Raw genomic sequence first — 21,485 nt, forward strand, 5'->3', positions numbered from 1 at the left:
ACGATTTTACCCCCGAATCTCCTCCAACCACCGTTCGTTTTTCCGAATTTGAAAGGTGGCGCAACGATCGACTGGACGCCTTTGGTGTAGAAGGTTGATGATCGCGCATTCGCATGGGAGAGGAAAGGGAGATGACAGTGATGTCCGGCACTAACGTTCAGCCTCGGTTGAAGCTTTTCACGCTGGCGTGGCCGATTTTTGTGGAGCAACTGCTGCGGTTGATGCTCGGGTACGTCAGCGTTTTTATGCTGGGGCACTATTCCGACGAAGCCGTTGCCGCCACCGGTGTTGCCAACCAGATACTGGCAATTTCGGTGATCTTTTACGGTTTTTTGACCGTCGGTGTGCAGATTGTGGTGGCGCAACTGATTGGCGCGAAGCGGTTTAAGCGCGTTGAGCGGGTGATCACTAACGGGTTGGTGGTGGCTTTTCTCATTGGCGTGGCGATGAGCCTCATCTTTATCCTGTTCGGCGATGCGTTTCTGCGCATGCTGGGGCTCAGCGAGGCGCTGGTGGTCGTGGGGTCGCCATTTATCCGCATTATCGGCGGCATTTCGGTGGTTATCGCTCTCTATTCGTCCATTTTGCCGATTCTGCGCACCCACGGTTATGTCCGCCAGGCGATGCTGGTGCCGATCACGGTCAGCGTAATTAACGTGGTGTTCAACTATCTCTTCCTCTACGGCAAGTTGAGCTTTCTCGACCTTGGCGTCACCGGGGTGGGGATTGCGGTGTGCATTGCCAACGTCATTGGCATGCTGATGTCGGCGTGGATGCTGAAAAAATACATTGGCTACGTATTCCGCTGGCAGAAGTTGAAGCAGTGCTCGCGAAAGATGCTGGGGGCCATTTTGCGCTATGGCCTGCCGTCAGCAGGGGAGAACCTCTCCTACGCGGGGTCGCAGCTGGTGGTGACGGCGATTATCGCCTTTCTCGGTACCGAGGCGCTGACCACTAAGGTGTACGCCTCAACGATCAGCCAGTTTGTTGCGCTGTTTGCCATGTCTATCGGCCAGGCCTCGCAGATTATTATCGGCCGCGCGGTGGGGGCGCGGGAGATAGACGCGGCGTACCGCCAGGGGATTAAAAGCTGGCGGCTGGGGCTGATGGTGGCCTTGTCTATCAGCGTGGTTATCTACCTGCTTGCCGAGCCGATTATGCAGCTCTTTACCCCTAATCAGGAGATTATTGCCCTGACCAAAAAGCTGTTTATGCTGTCAATTTTGCTTGAGCTGGGGCGCGCGACCAATATCATCGTTATCAGCAGCCTGAACGCCACCGGCGACGTTCGCTTTCCGTTTATCTGCGGGATTATCGTGATGTGGATTGTCAGCCTGCCGTTTTCCTACCTGCTTGGCGTGTATATCGGCTGGGGGTTGGTGGGGGTGTGGATAGCCTACATTATTGATGAAGGGCTGCGGGCGATGCTGATGTACCGACGCTGGCACAGCCGGGTGTGGACGACGAAATCTGTTTTTTAGTCGGTGGGTTTCCCGGGGTCGCTTGCGCTCGCCCGGGCTACATTCGTGCACATTTGTAGTCCGGGCGAGAGCGACCCCGGGATGTCCGCCTAATTAACCAATCGTCATCAGACTGGCGTTGCCGCCCGCTGCGGCGGTGTTCACGCTGAGCGAACGCTCGTGATACAGACGCTCCAGCAGCAGGTTGGTTTCGCCGCGAGCAAAGCCCTGCACCGAAACAATCGCCCCGTCGCGCGCCGCCACCTGCTCGCAGAGTTCGCGCAGCTGGTCAGAATCACCGTGGTAAATCACCGCATCAAAGAAGGCGTTCATCAGCGTTTCCGGCTTCGCAAAGTGGATACGCTCGCTCACCGCTTTCGGCAGCGATTTCACCAGCTCACGCTGCAACGGCGCATCCTGCCACAGCACTTCGCTGCCGACCGCCATTACCGCCGAGAGCTGCGTCAGCAGATCCGACTCATTATCGGCTACGCACAGCACGCGCTCACGCGGTACCAGCGTCCAGGTGTTGCGCTCGCCGGTTGGCCCCGGCAGCACGCGTTGGGTACCGGCCTGTGCCAGTTCGCTATACCGCTTGCTCTGCGCCAGCTGTTCCGGACGACCGGCCATCCAGCTTTGCAGCTCGGTGAGCGGTTTTTCCAGCAGCGTTTTCAACTGCGTATCGACGACCTGACCGGCATCCTGACGCGCCAGCGTTTTCGCCAGCGCCGTTTCCGGGCGGCTTGCCAGCAGACGGTACAAGTACATCGGGCCGCCCGCTTTCGGGCCGGTGCCGGAGAGGCCTTCACCGCCGAACGGCTGTACGCCCACGACCGCGCCGACCATATTACGGTTGACGTACAGGTTGCCGACCTTCGCACTGCCGGTCACCTGAGCGATGGTTTCATCAATACGGGTGTGCACGCCGAGGGTCAGCCCATAGCCGGAGGCATTAATCTGTTCGACCAGCGAATCCAGCTGATTACGGCTGTAGCGCACCACGTGCAGTACCGGGCCGAAGACCTCTTTTTTCAGTTCATCGAAGCTGTCGAGTTCTATCAGCGTTGGTGGAATAAAGGTCCCGCTCTGCCATTCGCGGCTGTCTTCGGCATTCTCGCGTGCGGCCTGGAAGACGGTGCGGCCTTTGGCGCGCAGGGTCTGGATATGGTGTTCAATACCAGCTTTCGCTTCGGCATCAATCACCGGCCCGATATCGGTGGTCAGACGGCCAGGGTTGCCCATCCGGCACTCCGCCATGGCGCCGCGCAGCATGGTCAGCGTGTGGTCGGCGATATCGTCCTGCAGGCAGAGAACACGCAGCGCCGAGCAGCGCTGGCCCGCGCTATCGAAGGCCGAGGCCACCACGTCAACCACCACCTGCTCGGTGAGCGCGGAAGAGTCGACAATCATCGCGTTCATACCGCCGGTTTCGGCGACCAGCGGCGTTGGGCGGCCCTGAGCGTCGAGACGGGTGGCGATATTGCGTTGCAGCAGGGTTGCGACATCGGTAGACCCGGTAAACATCACGCCGCGCACGCGGGCATCGCCGGTCAACTGCGCGCCGACGGTTTCACCACGGCCTGGCAGCAACTGCACCACGCCTGCCGGTACGCCCGCTTCCAGCAGCAGGGCGATACCCTGTGCGGCAATCAGCGGGGTCTGCTCGGCCGGTTTGGCCAGCACGCTGTTACCCGCGGCAAGGGCGGCGGCAACCTGGCCCATAAAGATAGCCAGCGGGAAGTTCCACGGGCTGATACAGACCACCGGGCCCAGCGGGCGGTGGGTTTCGTTATCGAAATCATCGCGAACCTGACCGGCGTAGTAGTGCAGGAAGTCGACCGCTTCGCGCACTTCGGCAATGGCGTTGCTGAAGGTTTTCCCGGCTTCACGCACCAGAATCCCCATCAGCGGCTGCATCTGATCTTCCATCAGCACCGCCGCACGTTCCAGAATCGCGGCACGTTCTTGCGGCGGAGTGGCAAACCAGATTGGCGCGTTGTTCACCGCGCTGTCCAGCGCCTGCTCCACTTCACTGGAAGTCGCTTCGCGGACATAGCCCACCACGTCTTTTGGCTCAGCCGGGTTAATCACCTGCACCATATCGCCGTCGGCAACCGGATGCTCCAGCATCGGCTTCGCCGTCCACTTATGCAGCGCGCTATTGAGCAGCGACGAGGAGAGGGAGGCCAGACGGTGTTCGTTGGCGATATCCAGACCAGCGGAGTTGACGCGGCCTTTACCGTAGAGATCACGCGGCAGCGGGATCTTCGGATGCGGCAGACCGGACGCGCCTTCCTGTAGCGCCATCTTCTCGACCGCCAGCACCGGGTCGGCAACCAGCTCGTCCAGCGGCAGGCTGCTATCGGCAATGCGGTTAACGAATGAGGTGTTGGCGCCGTTTTCCAGCAGACGACGCACCAGATAGGCCAGCAGCGTTTCGTGAGTACCTACCGGGGCATAAATACGGCAAGGACGGTTCAGCTTGCCTTCCGCCACTTTACCCACCACCTGCTCGTACAGCGGTTCGCCCATGCCGTGCAGGCACTGGAACTCGTACTGGCCCGGGTAGTAGTTATTGCCCGCCAGTTGATAAATCGCCGCCAGGGTGTGGGCGTTGTGGGTGGCGAACTGCGGATAGATCAGGTTCGGCACGCCGAGCAGTTTTTTCGCGCAGGCGAGATAAGAGACGTCGGTGTACACCTTGCGGGTGTAGACCGGATAGCCTTCGAGGCCGTCCATCTGCGCGCGTTTGATTTCGCTATCCCAGTAGGCGCCTTTCACCAGACGGATCATCAGGCGGCGACGGCTACGGGTGGCGAGGTCAATCAGGTAATCAATGACGAACGGGCAGCGCTTCTGATAGGCCTGAATCACGAAACCAATGCCGTTCCAGCCCGCCAGCTCTGGCTCAAAGCACAGCTTTTCCAGCAGATCGAGGGAGATCTCTAAACGATCGGCCTCTTCGGCGTCGATGTTAATGCCGATATCGTACTGGCGCGCCAGCAGGGTCAGTGATTTCAGACGCGGATAGAGTTCGTCCATCACGCGGTCGTACTGCGCGCGGCTGTAGCGCGGGTGCAGGGCGGAAAGCTTGATGGAGATCCCTGGGCCTTCATAGATGCCACGGCCGTTGGAGGCTTTACCAATGGCGTGAATCGCCTGCTGATAAGAGACCATATAGGCCTGCGCATCGGCGGCGGTCAGCGCGGCTTCGCCGAGCATATCGTAGGAGTAGCGGAAGCCTTTTTCTTCGAGCTTACGGGCGTTGGCCAGCGCTTCGGCAATGGTTTCGCCGGTGACGAACTGCTCGCCCATCAGACGCATCGCCATGTCCACGCCTTTACGCACCAGCGGCTCGCCGCTCTTACCGATAATGCGGTTCAGCGAGCGTGATAGGCTGGTTTCATTGTGGGTAGAGACCAGCTTGCCGGTAAACAGCAGCCCCCAGGTGGCGGCGTTGACGAACAGTGACGGGCTGCGGCCAATGTGCGACTGCCAGTTACCGTTGCTGATTTTGTCGCGGATAAGGGCATCGCGGGTGGCTTTATCAGGAATACGCAGCAGCGCTTCCGCGAGGCACATCAGCGCCACGCCTTCCTGAGAAGAGAGGGAAAACTCCTGCAGCAGGCTCTGTACCATCCCGGCACGGCCGCTGGCGGTTTTCTGGTTGCGCAGCTTTTCCGCCAGCTTCCAGGCTAACTGATGCGCCTGTTCGGCAATCGGCTGCGGCAGACGGGCCTGCTCCATGAGCATCGGCACGGCGTCGGTTTCGCTACGACGCCAGGCGGCGGTGATCGCCGCACGGGTCACGGATTGCGGCAGGATCTGCTCGGCGAATTCGAGGAACGGTTGGTGGATTTCTTCCGCTGGCTGGGCTGATTCATCGCTTTCGTTCGCAGCACCCGACAGCAGCGCAGGCAGCTCAGGCAGGACTTCATCGTTTTCCAGCTTTTCCAGATAGTTAAAAATCGCCTGCTTTATGAGCCAGTGAGGGGTGCGGTCGATACGTGTCGCCGCACTCTTAATGCGCTCACGCGTTGCGTCATCCAGCTTAACCCCCATGGTGGTGGTGCCCATGCCATCTACTCCTGTTGCTCGGTTGTCATAATAATTGCGTAACAGGAATATCTATCATGTTGCAACTTTGTGCAACCGTGTTAAATGTGATGTCCGTTGCAGGCTTAAAAATGAATTAATTGTTAATGGTAAAACTTATGGCAAGCGGCTCTGGAAATAGGTATCGCGAGCTGATTTTATGCGCCACTTAACAGTTATTATCGGTGCAACCGTAAAAAGCGTGAGGGAGTGCAACCTATAGGAAAATGCTATCAGCGGGCTAATGCATTCAATGTAAATGCAGTGTTAAATCGTTTGTGAAAAAATTCCGCTTCCGTCAGGATACGGTCGCTTCAAATGATTGCCCCGTTCCGGCAATGATAAAGACGGCAAATTGGGATATTGCCGACGCATAATTCTGGAGAATTTAATGACTATTAGTACACCGCTGCTGGTGACCTTTGTTGTTTATATTTTTGGCATGATCCTCATTGGCTTCTTTGCATGGCGCAACACCAAAAATTTCGATGACTATATTCTCGGCGGCCGCAGCCTGGGCCCGTTCGTGACTGCGCTTTCAGCTGGCGCCTCTGATATGAGCGGCTGGCTGTTGATGGGCCTACCGGGCGCCATCTTCATCTCCGGTATCTCGGAAAGCTGGATTGCCATCGGCCTGACCGTCGGTGCGTGGATTAACTGGAAGCTGGTAGCCGGGCGCTTGCGCGTGCACACCGAGGCCAACAATAACGCCTTAACGCTGCCGGACTATTTCACCGGGCGCTTTGAAGATAACAGCCGCGTGCTGCGTATTATCTCCGCGCTGGTTATCCTGCTGTTCTTCACCATCTACTGTGCTTCCGGGATTGTTGCCGGTGCGCGTCTGTTCGAAAGCACCTTCGGCATGAGCTACGAAACCGCACTGTGGGCGGGGGCGGCAGCGACCATCCTCTACACCTTTATCGGTGGCTTCCTCGCCGTAAGCTGGACCGATACCGTGCAGGCCAGCCTGATGATTTTCGCGCTGATCCTCACCCCGGTGATTGTTATCTTCGCGGTTGGTGGTATGGGCGACTCGCTGGAAGTTATCAAACAGAAGAGTATTGAGAACGTTGATATGCTCAAAGGGCTGAACTTCGTCGCCATCATTTCACTGATGGGCTGGGGTCTGGGCTACTTTGGTCAACCGCATATTCTGGCGCGCTTTATGGCCGCCGACTCTCACCACAGCATTGTGCACGCCCGTCGTATCAGCATGACCTGGATGATCCTGTGTCTGGCCGGTGCGGTTGCCGTGGGCTTCTTCGGCATTGCCTACTTCCAGAACAACCCGTCAGTCGCCGGGCCGGTAAGTCAGAATGCCGAGCGCGTGTTTATCGAACTGGCGCAGATTCTGTTTAACCCATGGATTGCCGGGATCCTGCTGTCGGCGATTCTGGCGGCGGTGATGTCAACCCTGAGCTGCCAGCTGCTGGTCTGCTCAAGTGCCATTACCGAAGACCTCTACAAAGCGTTTCTGCGTAAAAACGCCAGCCAGAAAGAGCTGGTGTGGGTAGGGCGCTTTATGGTGTTGGTGGTGGCGCTGGTGGCTATCGCGCTGGCGGCAAACCCGGAAAACCGCGTGTTGGGTCTGGTGAGCTACGCCTGGGCTGGCTTCGGTGCGGCGTTTGGCCCGGTGGTGCTGTTCTCGGTGATGTGGTCGCGTATGACTCGCAACGGCGCGCTGGCGGGGATGATTATCGGTGCTGTTACCGTCATCGTCTGGAAGCAGTTCGGCTGGCTGGGGCTGTATGAAATCATCCCAGGCTTTATCTTTGGCAGCGCCGGTATCGTCCTGTTCAGCCTGTTGGATAAGGCACCGTCGACCAGCATGCAGGAACGTTTTGCGAAAGCGGACGCGCATTATCACTCTGCGCCGCCGTCCCGCTTAAGTAGCCCGGACGAGGTGCGGTAGCACCGGTTCCGGGGTAGCTCGGTGTACGATCCCGGCGTCGCTTGGCTCGGCCGGGCTACCCTTCTAAATGCCCGCAATACTGCGGGCTTTTTTATGTCTGTACTTGATAACTCACGCAACTATATCGACGCTATTTTTTTACATCTCGTCATTATTTCCCTCACATTTCGCTTGTGTTTATTTTTGGCTTAATGATAATCACTATCACTCACATTTACCTGTCTTTGCAAAAGTTGACGGCGTTACACATTTAAGGATGTCCACATGTTTGTGCCTTTTCTCATTATGCTGCGCGAAGGGTTGGAAGCAGCGCTGATTGTCAGCCTGATTGCCAGCTATCTGAAGCGCACGCAGCGCGGTCGCTGGATTGGCGTCATGTGGATTGGCGTGATTCTGGCCGCCGCGCTGTGCTTAGGTTTGGGCATCTTTATCAACGAAACCACCGGTGAGTTCCCGCAAAAAGAGCAGGAGCTGTTTGAAGGGCTGGTGGCCGTGGTGGCGGTGGTTATTCTGACGTGGATGGTGTTCTGGATGCGTAAGGTGTCCCGCAACGTCAAACAGCAGCTCGAGCAGGCGGTGGATAACGCGCTGCAAAAGGGCAATAACCACGGCTGGGCGCTGATCATGATGGTCTTTTTCGCCGTGGCGCGTGAAGGGCTGGAGTCGGTCTTCTTCCTGCTGGCAGCATTCCAGCAGGATCTCGGTATCTGGCCGCCGCTGGGGGCGATGCTGGGGTTGGCAACGGCCGTGGTGCTGGGCTTCCTGCTTTACTGGGGCGGCATTCGCCTCAACCTCGGCGTGTTCTTCCGCTGGACGAGCCTGTTTATTCTGCTGGTCGCGGCTGGGCTGGCGGCTGGGGCGATTCGCGCCTTCCACGAAGCGGGCCTATGGAACGCTTTCCAGGACGTGGCCTTTGACCTCAGCGGTACGCTGACCACGCATTCGCTTTTCGGCACGCTGCTGGAAGGCATCTTTGGTTATCAGGAAGCGCCGAGCGTCAGCGAAGTGGCGGTCTATTTCCTGTATCTGATTCCGGCACTGGCGCTGTTCTTCTGGCCGCCGCGCGCTGCTACATCAACATCACGTATCGCCCCATAAGGCAGAAAACGGCTGTTTAGTGACAACTACTTATTGAAAGGGATGGACCATGACCAAAAACTTCCGCCGCAGCGCGTTGCAGACGGGCATCGCAGCACTCTTCTCTACGGCGTTTATGGCACAGGCTGCCGATATTCCGCAGGTTAAAGTGACGGTAAACGACAAACAGTGTGAACCGATGTCCATTACTGTGAACGCCGGTAAAACCCAGTTTATCATCCAGAACCACAGCCAGAAGGCGCTGGAGTGGGAGATCCTGAAAGGGGTGATGGTGGTGGAAGAGCGTGAAAACATCGCGCCTGGCTTCACTCAGAAGATGACCGCGAACCTGCAGCCGGGCGAATACGACATGACCTGCGGCCTGCTGACCAACCCGAAAGGCAAGCTGATTGTTACCGGCGAAGCGACCAAAGACGCGGCGAAAGCCAACGCGCTGCTGGGCCTGAACGACGCCATTACCGCCTATAAAGCCTACGTCACCGCGGAAACGGCAGAGCTGGTTAAAGGCACCAAAGCCTTTACCGACGCGGTGAAAGCGGGCGATATCGCTAAAGCGAAATCCCTGTATGCCTCGACTCGTCAGCACTACGAGCGTATCGAACCGATTGCCGAGCTGTTCTCTGACCTCGACGGCAGCATCGATGCCCGTGAAGACGACTACGAACAGAAAGCGGCGGATCCGAAATTCACCGGCTTCCACCGTCTGGAAAAAGCGCTGTTTGGCGACAACAGCGTTAAAGGTATGGAGCACTATGCTGACCAGCTGAACACCGATGTGCTGGAGCTGCAAAAACGTATCTCCGAGCTGGCTTTCCCACCGTCAAAAGTGGTAGGCGGCGCGGCGGGTCTGATTGAAGAAGTGGCGGCGAGCAAAATCAGCGTTGAAGAAGACCGTTACAGCCACACTGACCTGTGGGACTTCCAGGCTAACATCGATGGCGCGCAGAAGATTGTCGACCTGCTGCGTCCTCAACTGCAGAAAGAGAACAGCGCGCTGCTGGCGAAGGTTGACGCTAACTTCAAGAAAGTGGACACCATTCTTAGCAAATACCGCACCAAAGACGGCTTCGAAACCTATGACAAGCTGACCGATGCGGACCGCAATGCGCTGAAAGGGCCGATCACCACTCTGGCGGAAGATCTGGCGCAGCTTCGTGGGATCCTGGGTCTGGACTAAGCAAGATGGCAAAGCAGCACTCTGACGACCTGAACGAACCGTCACGTCGTCGTTTATTAAAAGGGATCGGCGCGCTGGGAGGCGCGCTGGCAATTTCCGGCGGTTGCCCGGTGGCGCACGCGGCGAAAGCCAGCGAGGCGCCGACGGCCAATAGCCGGATGGAAACCCAGCCGTTTTACGGCGAGCATCAGGCAGGCGTACTGACGCCGCAGCAGGCCGCGATGATGCTGGTGGCATTTGACGTGCTGGCGGCGGATAAAGCAGACCTTGAGCGTCTGTTCCGTCTGCTGACCGACCGCATTGCCTTCCTCACCAAAGGTGGCCCGGCACCGGATACACCGAATCCACGTTTGCCGCCGATGGACTCCGGCATTCTCGGTGCGTTTATCGCCCCGGATAACCTGACCATGACGGTATCGGTCGGCCAGTCGCTGTTCGACAGCCGTTTTGGTCTTGCGGATAAAGCGCCGAAGAAACTACAGAAGATGACGCGCTTCCCGAACGATGCGCTGGATGCGGCCCTGTGCCACGGCGACCTGCTGCTGCAGATTTGCGCCAACACGCAGGACACGGTGATCCACGCGCTGCGCGATATTATCAAGCACACGCCGGACCTGCTCAGCGTGCGCTGGAAGCGGGAAGGGTTTATCTCCGACCACGCGGCGCGCAGCAAAGGGAAAGAGACACCAATCAACCTGCTCGGTTTTAAAGACGGCACGGCTAACCCGGACGGCAGCGATAAGCCGCTGATGGACGAGGTGGTGTGGGTGACCGGCGATCAGGGGGAGCCGGCGTGGGCGAAGGGCGGTTCGTATCAGGCCGTGCGCATTATTCAGTTCCACGTTGAGTCCTGGGATCGTACGCCGCTCAAGGAGCAGCAGACGATTTTCGGGCGCGACAAGCACAGCGGCGCGCCGCTGGGCATGAAGAACGAGCACGATGCGCCGGACTACACCCGCGACCCGAACGGCGATGTGATTGCGCTGGACAGCCACATTCGTCTGGCTAACCCGCGGACCAAAGAGACCCAGTCGAGCCTGATGATGCGTCGGGGATACAGCTACTCGCTGGGCATTTCCAACTCCGGCCAGCTGGATATGGGCCTGCTGTTTGTTTGCTATCAGCACGACCTGGAAAAAGGATTCCTGACGGTGCAAAAACGCCTGAATGGGGAAGCGCTGGAAGAGTACGTGAAGCCGATTGGCGGCGGGTATTTCTTTGTGCTGCCGGGGGTGGCATCGGATAAGAGCTATCTGGGTAGCACGCTGTTGCAGGCCTGAGTGCAGTCCCGGCGGCGCTACGCTTGGCCGGGCTACATTGTACGGCACGCATTTGTAGCCCGGGCGAGCGCAAGCGACCCCGGGATTTCCCCTAAACTTCAGAATATCGCCAAAAATCAGTCCTTTTTTTTCATTCCCCCCCTGATTGATATAAAACTGTCACATAAATGTCAGATGCTATCTCTGAAAGCCATCGTTATATTTATGTAAAAATTATGTTGCATCTTTTGTTGATTTGGATGTAATAATAAATATAGCGGTAGTTTCCGTTTCACTATGGAGATCGCGAATGGTAGCGTCCTTGACTGGACTAAGCAGAACCTCAACCCGCACCATCCCGTGCGGAGGCCCTCTCTCCGGCAGCGATTTCGTCACCTCAATTTTTCATCCAATTCGAATTCAACCCGTTGTTCCCGACGTATTGCGCGGTGCGCGTAGCTGTGTGTATTCGTCAATTCAACAGGCAGTTGCTATGGCTTACAAGGAAGCCAAACCTCAGACGTTCGTGCGCATAATCGCGCTGCTTTCAGCGCGTGTGATGTATACCAACAACTCAAGGTGCTATCCATGGGAAGACAAAAAGCAGTGATCAAAGCTCATCGCGAAGCAAAACGTGTGCTGAGACGTGACTCACGCAGCCACAAACAACGTGAAGAAGAATCGGTCACCTCGCTTGTGCAAATGAGTGGTGGAGTGGAAGCAATCGGTATGGCGCGCGATAGTCGCGACACCTCGCCGATTGCCGCCCGCAATGACGCTCAGGCCCACTACCTGCATGCTATCGAGAGTAAGCAGCTGATCTTCGCTACCGGCGAAGCGGGCTGCGGCAAGACCTGGATCAGCGCAGCGAAAGCTGCGGAGGCGCTCATTCATAAGGATGTGAATAAGATTATCGTGACGCGTCCCGTCCTTCAGGCCGATGAAGACCTGGGGTTCCTGCCCGGAGACATCTCGGAGAAATTCGCCCCTTACTTCCGCCCCGTCTATGACGTGCTGGTGAAACGACTGGGCGCCTCCTTTATGCAATATTGCCTGCGCCCGGAAATTGGTAAGGTAGAGATCGCGCCGTTCGCCTACATGCGCGGACGTACATTTGAAAATGCGGTGGTGATTCTTGATGAGGCTCAGAACGTCACTGCGGCGCAAATGAAGATGTTTTTAACCCGCCTCGGGGAGAACGTCACGGTTATCGTGAACGGGGACATCACCCAGTGTGACCTGCCCCGCGGCGTTCAGTCCGGGCTCAGCGATGCGCTGGCTCGCTTTGAAGAAGATGAGATGATAGGCATTGTTCGCTTCACCAAAGATGACTGCGTACGCTCGGCGCTCTGCCAGCGCACGCTGAAAGCCTACTACTAACCGCTCTAACGTCTGCAAAGCCCGGGAAACCGGGCTTTGTTTTATATTTGCATTTCCACGATTATTATTTTCGCACTTAATATAGAGTGGATAAAATAATGTTTTTAAATATTAATTATCCTTTCCAAAGGAATGACGGTAATAAATATTTTAAATGAACACCTTTGATTTAATAAGTTATGGTGGGTTAGGAATTTAAATATACCTAATGTTAAAAACAGAAACATTAACCCTAATAATTTAACAAAATTAAACGACTAATTTTTTGTTTGTGAGCTATTTCATCATTTTTTTGTTGGGAATAGGGTATGGTTTGTTAGCATTTAAATTGATTTGGTGTATGCGGTGAATCGTAAATATAAGTTACACGAATTTCTTGACGTTGAGCGTTTACAAACTCTCCAGGACAATTTCAGCAAATCAATGTTGATTGCGCTTGTTGTGGTGGATCAAGACGGCGTTCCCGTGACCCATCCCAGCGGATTTTCCGATTTTTGCGCCCGCTCAAGAATGAATCAATCGCTCGCAAGGCATTGCTATAATAGCGATAGCGCAGGCGGGGAAGCCGCAATGCGTGCCGGAAAACCGGTGGTGTATCGCTGCTACTGCGGCTTTGTCGAGTTCGCGGTTCCCATCATGATTAATAATCATTATCTTGGCGCCTTTATTTCCGGTCAGGTGAAGGTTGAGGAAGAGAAAGAGAAAAGTATTCCCTACATCCTCGACAACAACCATCTCTGGCAGGAGAACACGTGGATTACCAATCTGCATGATAATATGCAGCGTATGCCCTATGAGCGCTTTGAGTCCACGGCCTATACGCTTCTCCATGTGGCTTCTTACCTTGTTGAACAGGCTCATACCAACAATATCGAGCGTGAGTTACGCCATAAAGAGCAAGAATTAACCAGCGAATTACGTAAACGAGTGGAAATTGAACGCTCATTACATGATGCCGAGTTCAAAGCGCTCTCGTACCAGATCAACCCCCACTTTTTATTCAACGTGCTAAACACGATTGGTCGGCTGGCGTTTCTTGAAGACGCCAATCGAACGGAAACCATGGTGCATGATTTTTCGGACATGATGCGCTATCTCCTGCGTAAAAATAACAATGGATTGATAACCCTGGGTCAGGAGTTGAATTACGTAAATTGCTATATGGCTATTCAAAAAGTCAGGATGACGGATCGTTTTGACTACGTCTGCGATATTGCCGAGAAATATAATAATGTGGTGTGTCCTTTTTTAATTCTTCAGCCATTGGTGGAGAATTTCTTTAACTATGTCGTCGAACCACGAGAAGTGAAAAGTCATATCATTTTGCGTGCCAATGATGACGGTAAGGATGTGATCATCGAGATCACCGATAACGGTGATGGCATCTCTGCTGAAGATATTGAACATATCCTCTCCGGGAATCAGAACCGACAGAAAGGCGGCATTGGTATTAACAACATCAAGAATCGTCTACAGCTGCTGTTTGGCGAGAATTATGGCCTGCAGATAACCAGCCCCCATAAGCCTATGTTTGGTACCACCATAAAGCTACGCTTTCCATTATTGGCCGCCTGAGAGTGGAGTGTGCATATGTATAATATTGTCATTGTTGAAGATGAGCATATTGAGCTGGAATCACTCAAGCGCATCATCTCACGTTGCGTTGAGAACGTTGTCATTCATGAGGCGTCGACGGGGCGAAAAGCGATTCAGCTCATTGATGAGCTTAACCACATCGACATGATGTTTGTCGATATCAATATCCCATTACCTAACGGTAATCAGGTGATTGAGTACCTCAAGCAAAAAAACACCGATACTAAAGTGGTTGTGACGACGGCAAATGATGATTTTGACATCGTTCGTCGGATGCTCAGCCTGAAAGTGGATGACTATCTTTTAAAACCGGTTAAACAGAGCATCCTCCACGATACGATTCAGAAAACATTGTTGATTGACGAAGAAGAAGCCGCAGCGACCCGTGAGCTCCGGCAAAACATCAGTGAATTGATCGGCAGTTGCGATTATTCCGGCTGGCACTCCTTTTTATTTGATTTACTCGATACCGCTTGTCGTGAGCAGGTCGCTGGGGGGGTAAAAACGGTCACCGACGTACTGGAATTACTCCAGCAGTATCTGGCGGGGGCAGGTGAGAAGTATGTGTTATGCCGTCATAGCGTTACCGACATGATCCAATATATTCGCCTGCATGGGCTGTCCGTGAACCACTACTGGCGGGTGATGGTGGGGCTGCTACAAATTAGTGATGATATTTTCGAGCAGGCCTTTAAACAGGCCAGTGGGAATATGGATTTTGTTGCACGAGCACAGTTCCATATTGAGAAAAATATCCTCAAGAACCTGACGCTGGATGATATTGCGGCGAAAGCCTTTGTGAGTTCCTGCTACTTGAGTCGAGCCTTTAAAAAGGCCACCGGCATGGGGTTTTCGAGTTATATTACCGGTCGCAAAATCAATATGGCCAAATCGCTTTTGCAATTCAGTGATCTAAAAGTGAATACGATTGCTCTCGAACTCTCCTGGCAGGATGCGAACTATTTCTGCCGAATTTTCAAAAAAGAGACTGGAATTGCGCCGTCGGACTACCGTCGGCAGGTCGCCGCTGAGCTCCACTGAACGATCCCGTTTTTTTTGCGCTTACGGCCCTCGTTAGCGCAAAAAAGTCCGCCATTCCAGCAATATAGTTTACGTATCCCAAAATCGGCGGCCGCTAGAATGGTCTATCCTCCTTCTAACGTGGCGCCGCCGTGGACGACTATCTTTTTACTTCTGAATCGGTTGCCGAAGGGCACCCGGATAAAATGGCAGACCAGATATCCGATGCCATTCTCGATGCATACCTGCTGCGCGATCCCTGGGCTAAAGTGGCCTGCGAATGTCTGGTGAAAACCGGCGCCGTCATTCTTGCCGGGGAGGTGACCTCCACGGCCACCGTTGATATTGAACAGATTGTACGCAGCACGGTGAAATCCATTGGTTACGATAGCTCAACGAAAGGCTTTGATGGTGCCACCTGTGCGGTCATCAACATGTTGGGCCAGCAATCTGGCGATATTGCTCGAGGCATTCGCGCCAGTGAACCAACGTCGCTTGGGGCAGGCGATCAGGGCATTACCTTCGGCTACGCTTGCGATGAAACGCCGCAGTTGATGCCGGCGCCATTGCTGTTCGCGCATCGGTTGATGGAACGCCAGGCGATGCTGCGAAAAAACCATCAACTTGATGGGGTACTCCCTGATGCTAAAAGCCAGGTTACGCTGCAGTATCGCAATGGGCAAATTTCTCATGCGGCGGCGATTGTGGTGTCTACTCAGCACCGTGAAGACATGCCCCTCAATGCGCTGCGTGAGGCGGTAATCGACGAGATTGTAAAGCCGATTATTCCCTCGTCCTGGCTGACCTCTGATACGCAACTGTTGATCAACCCTGCCGGGCCGTTTGTTCTGGGCGGCCCGTTCGCTGATTGTGGCTTAACCGGCCGTAAAATCATTGTCGATACCTACGGTGGTGCCGCCTGTCACGGCGGCGGGGCGTTTTCAGGTAAAGATCCTTCCAAAGTCGACCGCTCTGCCGCCTATGCGGCACGCTATGTGGCTAAAAATATCGTTGCTGCCGGTCTGGCTCAGCGCTGTGAGGTGCAACTGGCCTGGGCGATTGGCTTACCTCGGCCGGTTTCAATCCGTATCAATACTTTTGCTACTTCCCGGTTGTCCTCAGCGTCGCTGGCGCGTCTGGTCGAGCGCCATTTTGATTTGAGCGTCTACGGCATGATTTGCCAGCTCGACCTTCTGGCCCCTCGCTATCGCCAGACGGCGTGCTATGGCCACTTTGGCCGGGAAATTTTTCCATGGGAGCGCACTGATAAAGCGGAGTTGCTGCGGGATGATGCCGCAACCTCAGCGTGTGCCCCCGTGGCTACTCTATCGAATTGCAAATAACAGGAGATATTTATGTCCGGGCAGAGCTTGGGTCTAATTGAAACCGTCGGTCTGGCGGTGGCGGTCGAAGCCGCTGATGCCGCCATGAAGTCTGCAAATGTTGACCTGGTCGGATACGAACTGACGAAAGGCGGCGGTCTGGTGACGGTGAAATTCACGGGGGACGTCGGCGCCATGAACGCAGCGGTATCGGCTGGTGTCGCTGCCGCAGGTCGCATTGGCCAGGTTTACGCCTGGAAGGTCATTGCGCGTACGGCAACCGGGATTGATCGGGTTATCAGCTCAGTCGAGACGTGCGGCGCTGCACCCGTTCAGCCGGTAGCGCCGGTATCGGAGCAAAAAGCGATCGCGATACCGGTCGTTAACATTGAAGCCGTTGTCGCGCAGGAAGGATGCATGGCGGAAACGGCGTTACCTCCGTCACCGGTCGTCGAACCCGAATCAACTTCCGCGCCGGCTGCTGCGCAACCCCTCGCTGACGATGATAAAAAATCACCGCGCAGTCGCGGAAAAGGGCCCCGCCGATAACACGATGAGCCATAAATGAAAGCCACCTGCGGGTGGTTTTTTTATGTGCGTGACGCATAGAAAAACGCCATCGTGCCGGTAAGCGCGATGGCGTTTGCCACAATGGGAGCAATCAGGCGACTTTGGCGGCTTTCGCTGCCGGCAGATGACGTTCGATTCCGTAACGATAAATAGCCGCGCCCAGCAGGCCGCCAATCACCGGCGCAATGAGCGGGACGAGGAAATAGGGGATATCTCTACCGCCGGTCATGGAAACCGTTCCCCACCCGCTCAGGAAGGTAAAGAGCTTCGGCCCAAAGTCGCGCGCAGGGTTCATGGCAAACCCGGTCAGCGGTGCCGTTGAGGCGCCAATAACCGCAACAAGGATCCCGATCAGGAGTGGTGAAAGCGGCCCTTTGGGTACGCCGTTACCATCATCGGTGAGCGCCATGATAAGGCCAACCAGCATTGAGGTAATGACGATTTCGACCAGCGCGGCGAGCCATACGCTGATGGAATCGGCGGGATAGGTTGAAAAAATACTCGCCAGATACAGGCTATCCTGGCTACCGCGCACCAGCTGGTGGGCGTGTTCGTAATCGGCGAACAGATTGTGGTAAATCAAATAGGTCAGAGCCGCGCCGCAGAACGCTCCGGCCATCTGCGCCACAATATAAGGGAGCACTTTTCTGGCATCGAAATTGGCGAACGCCCATAAGGATATGGTCACCGCGGGGTTAAGGTGCGCCCCGGACGTCCCGGCGGTCAGGTAGACGGCGAGCGCAATACCCAACCCCCATACTACGCAGATTTCCCACAGCCCAAAACTGGCGCCTGCCAGTTTGGCCGCAGACAGTACGCTGGTGCCAAAAAACAGAAATAAGCCGGTGCCAAGAAATTCTGCAATACATGGTCCGGTTAGGGATTCGTAGGGTTTACTCATGTTTTTTTCCTGTATTAAGCCTGTGTTTGCCATCGCTTAATGATGGGTAAGTACAATAGAGATAATGTTCAAGGGTATGTTTATTTTATTATTTGAGAGAACCATCAACCTCCGATATGGCAATGGAATCCCATTGATTCGACGATTTTTTTCAGACCTTCTATTTTATTTTCGGAATGCGATTGCGCATCACCCATCGGATAAATTCGACCGAGCAGGCTGTATTTATTCTCTCCGAAAGTATGGTACGGCAGCAGATGAATGGTATCGACTCCCGACATTAAGCGAGCAAACTCAGCGATGCTGCGTATTTCGTCAGGATTGTCATTAACGCCAGGGATCACCGGAATACGGACAATGACTTTAGTGAGGAATGAAATTCGGATCAGGTTTTCCAGAATACGGCTATTATTGACCCCGGTATTTTCTTCATGCACCGCAGGGTTAATCGCTTTAATATCCGTTAAGGCTAAATCGATCCACGGAAAAACCTCTTCGATGGTTTCTTTACTCGTCAGGCCGGTGGTTTCAATGGCGGTATGCCATCCTTTTTCTTTGCAGGCTTTTAATAATTCGCGCGCAAATTCAGGCTGAGCCAACGGCTCGCCGCCGGATAGGGTGATGCCTCCGCCAGAACGCCGGAACAGATTCTCCTCCTTTTGTAATTCCCGGATCACGTCGCGCACCGTCATCCGTTTCCCCTTCATCTCCAGGGCCTGAGTAGGGCAAACGCGCGTGCAATCGCCGCACTGGATGCAGAGTTCGCGGTCAATGAAAAAAGGATTGCCGGGAGAAAGGGCTTTTTGCTTACAGGTATCGACGCATTTTCCGCAGCGGATGCAGTCATTTTTTTTATACACCAACTCTGGCTGCGGGCGCTGTGACTCGGGGTTGCTGCACCAGCGGCAGGTAAGGGGGCAGCCTTTAAAGAACGGAATAGTCCGGATACCAGGACCATCGTGCAGCGAATAGCGTTGAATATTGAATAAAACGCCCTCGGTTTCGTAGTCGACTCTCTTCATAACATCACTCGTCAAAAAAACAGCCAGCGGCCCAAATTGAGCCTGAGAAAGGGCCATGCGCTGCGGCATGGCCCTGGCAGGGAGGAAAAATCAGAATTGCTGTTCGGTACGGCTGATGATGTCGTCCTGAACCTCTTTGGCTAAGACGACGAACTGCGCGCTATAGCCCGCCACGCGTACGACCAGATCCTGATGCTGCTGTGGATTTTTCTGCGCTTCCACTAGCGTTGCGCGGTCGATAACGTTGAACTGGACGTGCATCCCTTTCTTGTCGAAGTAGTTGCGTACCAGCCCGCCAAAGTTACGCAGGCCTTTTTCGCCAGCCAGAGACGACGGCAGGAATTTCTGGTTATAGAGCGTCCCGTTGGAGGCGATGAAGTGGTCCAGCTTGGCGACCGAGTTGGCCGCTGCGGTTGGGCCAAGGGTATCTTTGCCCTGGCGTGGGGATACGCCATCTGCCAGCGGCTCTTTTGCCAGACGTCCATCCGGCAGCGCGGTGACGTCTTTACCGAACAGAACGTTGGCCGATACCGGGTAGATACCCGCCTGGAAGTTGCCGCCGCGCGGGTTGGTGTATTTCTCTACTTCCTGGCAGTAAATCAGTGCGCACTGGCGGGCCACAAGGTCGACTTCATCAATGTCGTTGCCGAAACACGGCGTATTTTCCAGGATATGGCGGATCTCTTCATAACGAGAGACATCCGTCGTCGCCGGTGCGGCAGAGGTTGCCGTTTGAGAAAGCTGACGATAGACCTCCTCTTTGATGGCCGCTGGGTCAAGCGCACCGTGCTGGCTAATAACCCGTTTCACGACGTCGTAGATATCCTGTTCCCCAAGCGATGTCTTCGCCGCTGCGCCATGAGGCGTTGCCCCAACGGGATAGCCGAAGTTTGCATCCAGCGCGCCTTTCAGCTCCTGAAGCGTCAGGCGTCGGTCTTCAAATACCTGCTTCTGAATGGCGTACACGGAGTCACCGGTATCCGCCACGCCAAAGGCCTGTGGGCCGGTGAAGTTATAAATGGCGCCGCCTTCCTGGAGTGATTTTCCCCGGCCGATGCAGTCATCAACCAGCGCGGAAAGGAAGGGCAGCGGGCAACGTTCACCATGGGCAATATCAACGCTGTTACAGGCTTCGACGAGCTGATGAACGAAATGCGCCATCTGCTTTTTGAAGGCGGTATAGAAGTCATCAATACAGGTGTACTGCGTCATCTCGCCGGTGATTGGGCCCAGCTGTTTGCTGCCTGAACGGCCGTTGTTGAGGGTAATTTCCAGCACTTTCGCCACGTTAAAGAACGCGGCATCGTGCCAGCCTTCCGTCCGGTGCGGGGCCTGCGGCTCCACGCAGCCAATGATGCAGTAATCACGCGCATCACGTAGTGAAACGCCTCGGTTTTGCAGCGATGGGATAATCACTTCGTCGTTGTACATCGCCGGGACGCCCAGCCCTAAGCGCACCAGTTCACAGGCGCGGTAGAGGAACTCATCGGGCGTACCCTGCCAGACGCGGATAGAGAAGGACGGCTGCGGCAGGCGAACGTGGGCAGTGGCTTCCATACACATGTAGGTCAACGGGTTGGTCGCGTCGCGGCCATCTTCAGTTTGCCCGCCAACGCACAGGTTCTGGAATACGGCGTAACCGGCAAAGGCCTGCGCGGAGACTTCATCGCGGGTTTTGTTGATATCATTCAGTTTGATCCAGCAGCAGTCCACCAGTTCCTGCGCAAACTCGGCATCAATCGATTTATCCGCCGCCAGATACGGGTACATATATTGATCGAAGCGCCCTGGAGAGATGGAGTGGCCGCTGGATTCAATTTGCAGCATGCTCTGGATAAACCAGAACGTCTGGCACGCTTCCCAGAACGTGGTGGCGCCATATTCAGGCACGCGAGTACAGTTCTGGGCAATGTGTTCCAGTTCGCGCTGACGGGTTGGGTCACGCTCTTCGCGCGCCAGGCGGCTCGCTTCCTGTGCGTAGCGATGAGCAAAATTGATAGCAGACTGGTAGCTTAAGATAACCGCATGATAAAACTGCTCTTTTTTAATGTAGTCCGGAGAGGTACGGTCGAGATTTTCCAGCGCGCGGTTCACTTCGTTAATAATGCCGCGGAAACCGATTTTCAGGACCTTGCCGTAATCAACGCTGACGTGACCTACGCCGCCAAAGAAGTAGTTGCCGACGGTGAATACGCCGTTGCCCATACTCTCTTTGGTGCCTTCAGACATATACGATGCCGCTAATTCGCTGGTGGTTTTACCCGGCCAGTATGTAAAGGCCTGGTGCAGTTCTTCCGCCGTTTTCTTCGGAATGATAAATGGGTCGGCGACACGTTTTTCCATGGTGTCGAACTCTTTCTCAACCCAGTCATAAGAGAACTCAGGGCAGATCTCGGTGGAGCGAGGATTAATCGTCACCGCGCCGACAATAAGTTCGTCCGGGCGAATCGTTACCGGCAGTTCATTGAATATTTTCTCGACAACCTTTGCGCGGCGCATAATAGCCGGAAGCTGTTCGTTCTCTTTATATGCTTCAGTGGCTAATACAGCACGCTCAGATTCAACATAGGGTTTAGCATGCAGAATCATATTTTTGAGTCTGACAACACGTTCGGTCGGATTAGTAAAGCCTTTCTCTAACATACAATAACTCCCGAAATAATATGAGCGTGG

Annotated in this window: 14 protein-coding genes; 10 read left to right on the forward strand and 4 right to left on the reverse strand. The window is 54.9% G+C overall.

The window, feature by feature from the left end; translation table 11 throughout:
* The first annotated feature begins 131 nt into the window (after positions 1-131).
* Entirely contained in the window at positions 132-1,481 is a 1,350-nt protein-coding gene (locus tag AB2B48_RS02490) for an MATE family efflux transporter (RefSeq protein ID WP_333499463.1), read from the forward strand.
* A gap of 93 nt (positions 1,482-1,574) precedes the next feature.
* On the opposite strand, the gene putA is transcribed toward AB2B48_RS02490, so the two are convergent.
* Complete coding sequence (putA, locus tag AB2B48_RS02495) at positions 1,575-5,537, reverse strand: trifunctional transcriptional regulator/proline dehydrogenase/L-glutamate gamma-semialdehyde dehydrogenase (protein WP_185666463.1); 3,963 nt, start codon at positions 5,535-5,537, stop codon at positions 1,575-1,577.
* A gap of 409 nt (positions 5,538-5,946) precedes the next feature.
* On the opposite strand from putA, the gene putP reads away from it, so the two are divergent.
* From putP to AB2B48_RS02540, 9 genes are all read left to right on the forward strand, one after another.
* Entirely contained in the window at positions 5,947-7,467 is a 1,521-nt protein-coding gene (gene putP, locus AB2B48_RS02500) for a sodium/proline symporter PutP (RefSeq protein WP_368300710.1), read from the forward strand.
* Between the two features lie 264 nt (positions 7,468-7,731).
* Entirely contained in the window at positions 7,732-8,565 is an 834-nt protein-coding gene (efeU, locus tag AB2B48_RS02505; protein ID WP_368300711.1) for an iron uptake transporter permease EfeU, read from the forward strand.
* Positions 8,566-8,614: 49 nt separating this feature from the next.
* Entirely contained in the window at positions 8,615-9,742 is a 1,128-nt protein-coding gene (gene efeO / locus AB2B48_RS02510; protein ID WP_368300712.1) for an iron uptake system protein EfeO, read from the forward strand.
* A gap of 5 nt (positions 9,743-9,747) precedes the next feature.
* A complete protein-coding gene (gene efeB / locus AB2B48_RS02515) occupies positions 9,748-11,022 on the forward strand; it encodes an iron uptake transporter deferrochelatase/peroxidase subunit (protein WP_368300713.1) in 1,275 nt (424 codons plus the stop codon).
* Positions 11,023-11,589: 567 nt separating this feature from the next.
* Positions 11,590-12,381 (forward strand): phosphate starvation-inducible protein PhoH, encoded by a 792-nt coding sequence (phoH, locus tag AB2B48_RS02520; protein WP_185666458.1) that lies wholly within the window; start codon positions 11,590-11,592, stop codon positions 12,379-12,381.
* Between the two features lie 345 nt (positions 12,382-12,726).
* A complete protein-coding gene (locus tag AB2B48_RS02525; protein ID WP_220439863.1) occupies positions 12,727-13,956 on the forward strand; it encodes a PocR ligand-binding domain-containing protein in 1,230 nt (409 codons plus the stop codon).
* A gap of 15 nt (positions 13,957-13,971) precedes the next feature.
* Complete coding sequence (locus AB2B48_RS02530) at positions 13,972-15,018, forward strand: AraC family transcriptional regulator (RefSeq protein ID WP_220439864.1); 1,047 nt, start codon at positions 13,972-13,974, stop codon at positions 15,016-15,018.
* Between the two features lie 131 nt (positions 15,019-15,149).
* Positions 15,150-16,340 (forward strand): methionine adenosyltransferase, encoded by a 1,191-nt coding sequence (gene metK, locus AB2B48_RS02535; protein WP_368300714.1) that lies wholly within the window; start codon positions 15,150-15,152, stop codon positions 16,338-16,340.
* Positions 16,341-16,352: 12 nt separating this feature from the next.
* Complete coding sequence (locus AB2B48_RS02540) at positions 16,353-16,868, forward strand: BMC domain-containing protein (RefSeq protein WP_368300715.1); 516 nt, start codon at positions 16,353-16,355, stop codon at positions 16,866-16,868.
* Positions 16,869-16,980: 112 nt separating this feature from the next.
* Here the strand turns inward: AB2B48_RS02540 and AB2B48_RS02545 are convergent, their stop codons facing one another.
* From AB2B48_RS02545 to grpM, 3 genes are all read right to left on the reverse strand, one after another.
* The gene (locus tag AB2B48_RS02545) at positions 16,981-17,790 is read right to left on the reverse strand and encodes an MIP/aquaporin family protein (RefSeq protein WP_368300716.1); all 810 of its coding nucleotides are present in this window, start codon (positions 17,788-17,790) and stop codon (positions 16,981-16,983) included.
* 104 nt (positions 17,791-17,894) lie between these two features.
* The gene (locus AB2B48_RS02550) at positions 17,895-18,812 is read right to left on the reverse strand and encodes a glycyl-radical enzyme activating protein (protein ID WP_368300717.1); all 918 of its coding nucleotides are present in this window, start codon (positions 18,810-18,812) and stop codon (positions 17,895-17,897) included.
* Between the two features lie 90 nt (positions 18,813-18,902).
* Positions 18,903-21,455 (reverse strand): glycyl radical diol dehydratase GrpM, encoded by a 2,553-nt coding sequence (gene grpM, locus AB2B48_RS02555; RefSeq protein WP_368300718.1) that lies wholly within the window; start codon positions 21,453-21,455, stop codon positions 18,903-18,905.
* Between the last annotated feature and the right edge of the window lie 30 nt (positions 21,456-21,485).

Source organism: Kluyvera sichuanensis (genome assembly GCF_040930405.1).
Lineage (GTDB): Bacteria > Pseudomonadota > Gammaproteobacteria > Enterobacterales > Enterobacteriaceae > Kluyvera > Kluyvera sichuanensis.

Coding starts and splice junctions, on each gene's coding strand:
- AB2B48_RS02530 (WP_220439864.1), top strand. CDS start 13,972: ATGTATAATATTGTCATTGTTGAAGATGAGCATATTGAGCTGGAATCA.
- putA (WP_185666463.1), bottom strand. CDS start 5,537: ATGGGCACCACCACCATGGGGGTTAAGCTGGATGACGCAACGCGTGAG.
- AB2B48_RS02540 (WP_368300715.1), top strand. CDS start 16,353: ATGTCCGGGCAGAGCTTGGGTCTAATTGAAACCGTCGGTCTGGCGGTG.
- AB2B48_RS02545 (WP_368300716.1), bottom strand. CDS start 17,790: ATGAGTAAACCCTACGAATCCCTAACCGGACCATGTATTGCAGAATTT.
- phoH (WP_185666458.1), top strand. CDS start 11,590: ATGGGAAGACAAAAAGCAGTGATCAAAGCTCATCGCGAAGCAAAACGT.
- grpM (WP_368300718.1), bottom strand. CDS start 21,455: ATGTTAGAGAAAGGCTTTACTAATCCGACCGAACGTGTTGTCAGACTC.
- AB2B48_RS02490 (WP_333499463.1), top strand. CDS start 132: ATGACAGTGATGTCCGGCACTAACGTTCAGCCTCGGTTGAAGCTTTTC.
- efeU (WP_368300711.1), top strand. CDS start 7,732: ATGTTTGTGCCTTTTCTCATTATGCTGCGCGAAGGGTTGGAAGCAGCG.
- efeO (WP_368300712.1), top strand. CDS start 8,615: ATGACCAAAAACTTCCGCCGCAGCGCGTTGCAGACGGGCATCGCAGCA.
- efeB (WP_368300713.1), top strand. CDS start 9,748: ATGGCAAAGCAGCACTCTGACGACCTGAACGAACCGTCACGTCGTCGT.
- AB2B48_RS02550 (WP_368300717.1), bottom strand. CDS start 18,812: ATGAAGAGAGTCGACTACGAAACCGAGGGCGTTTTATTCAATATTCAA.
- putP (WP_368300710.1), top strand. CDS start 5,947: ATGACTATTAGTACACCGCTGCTGGTGACCTTTGTTGTTTATATTTTT.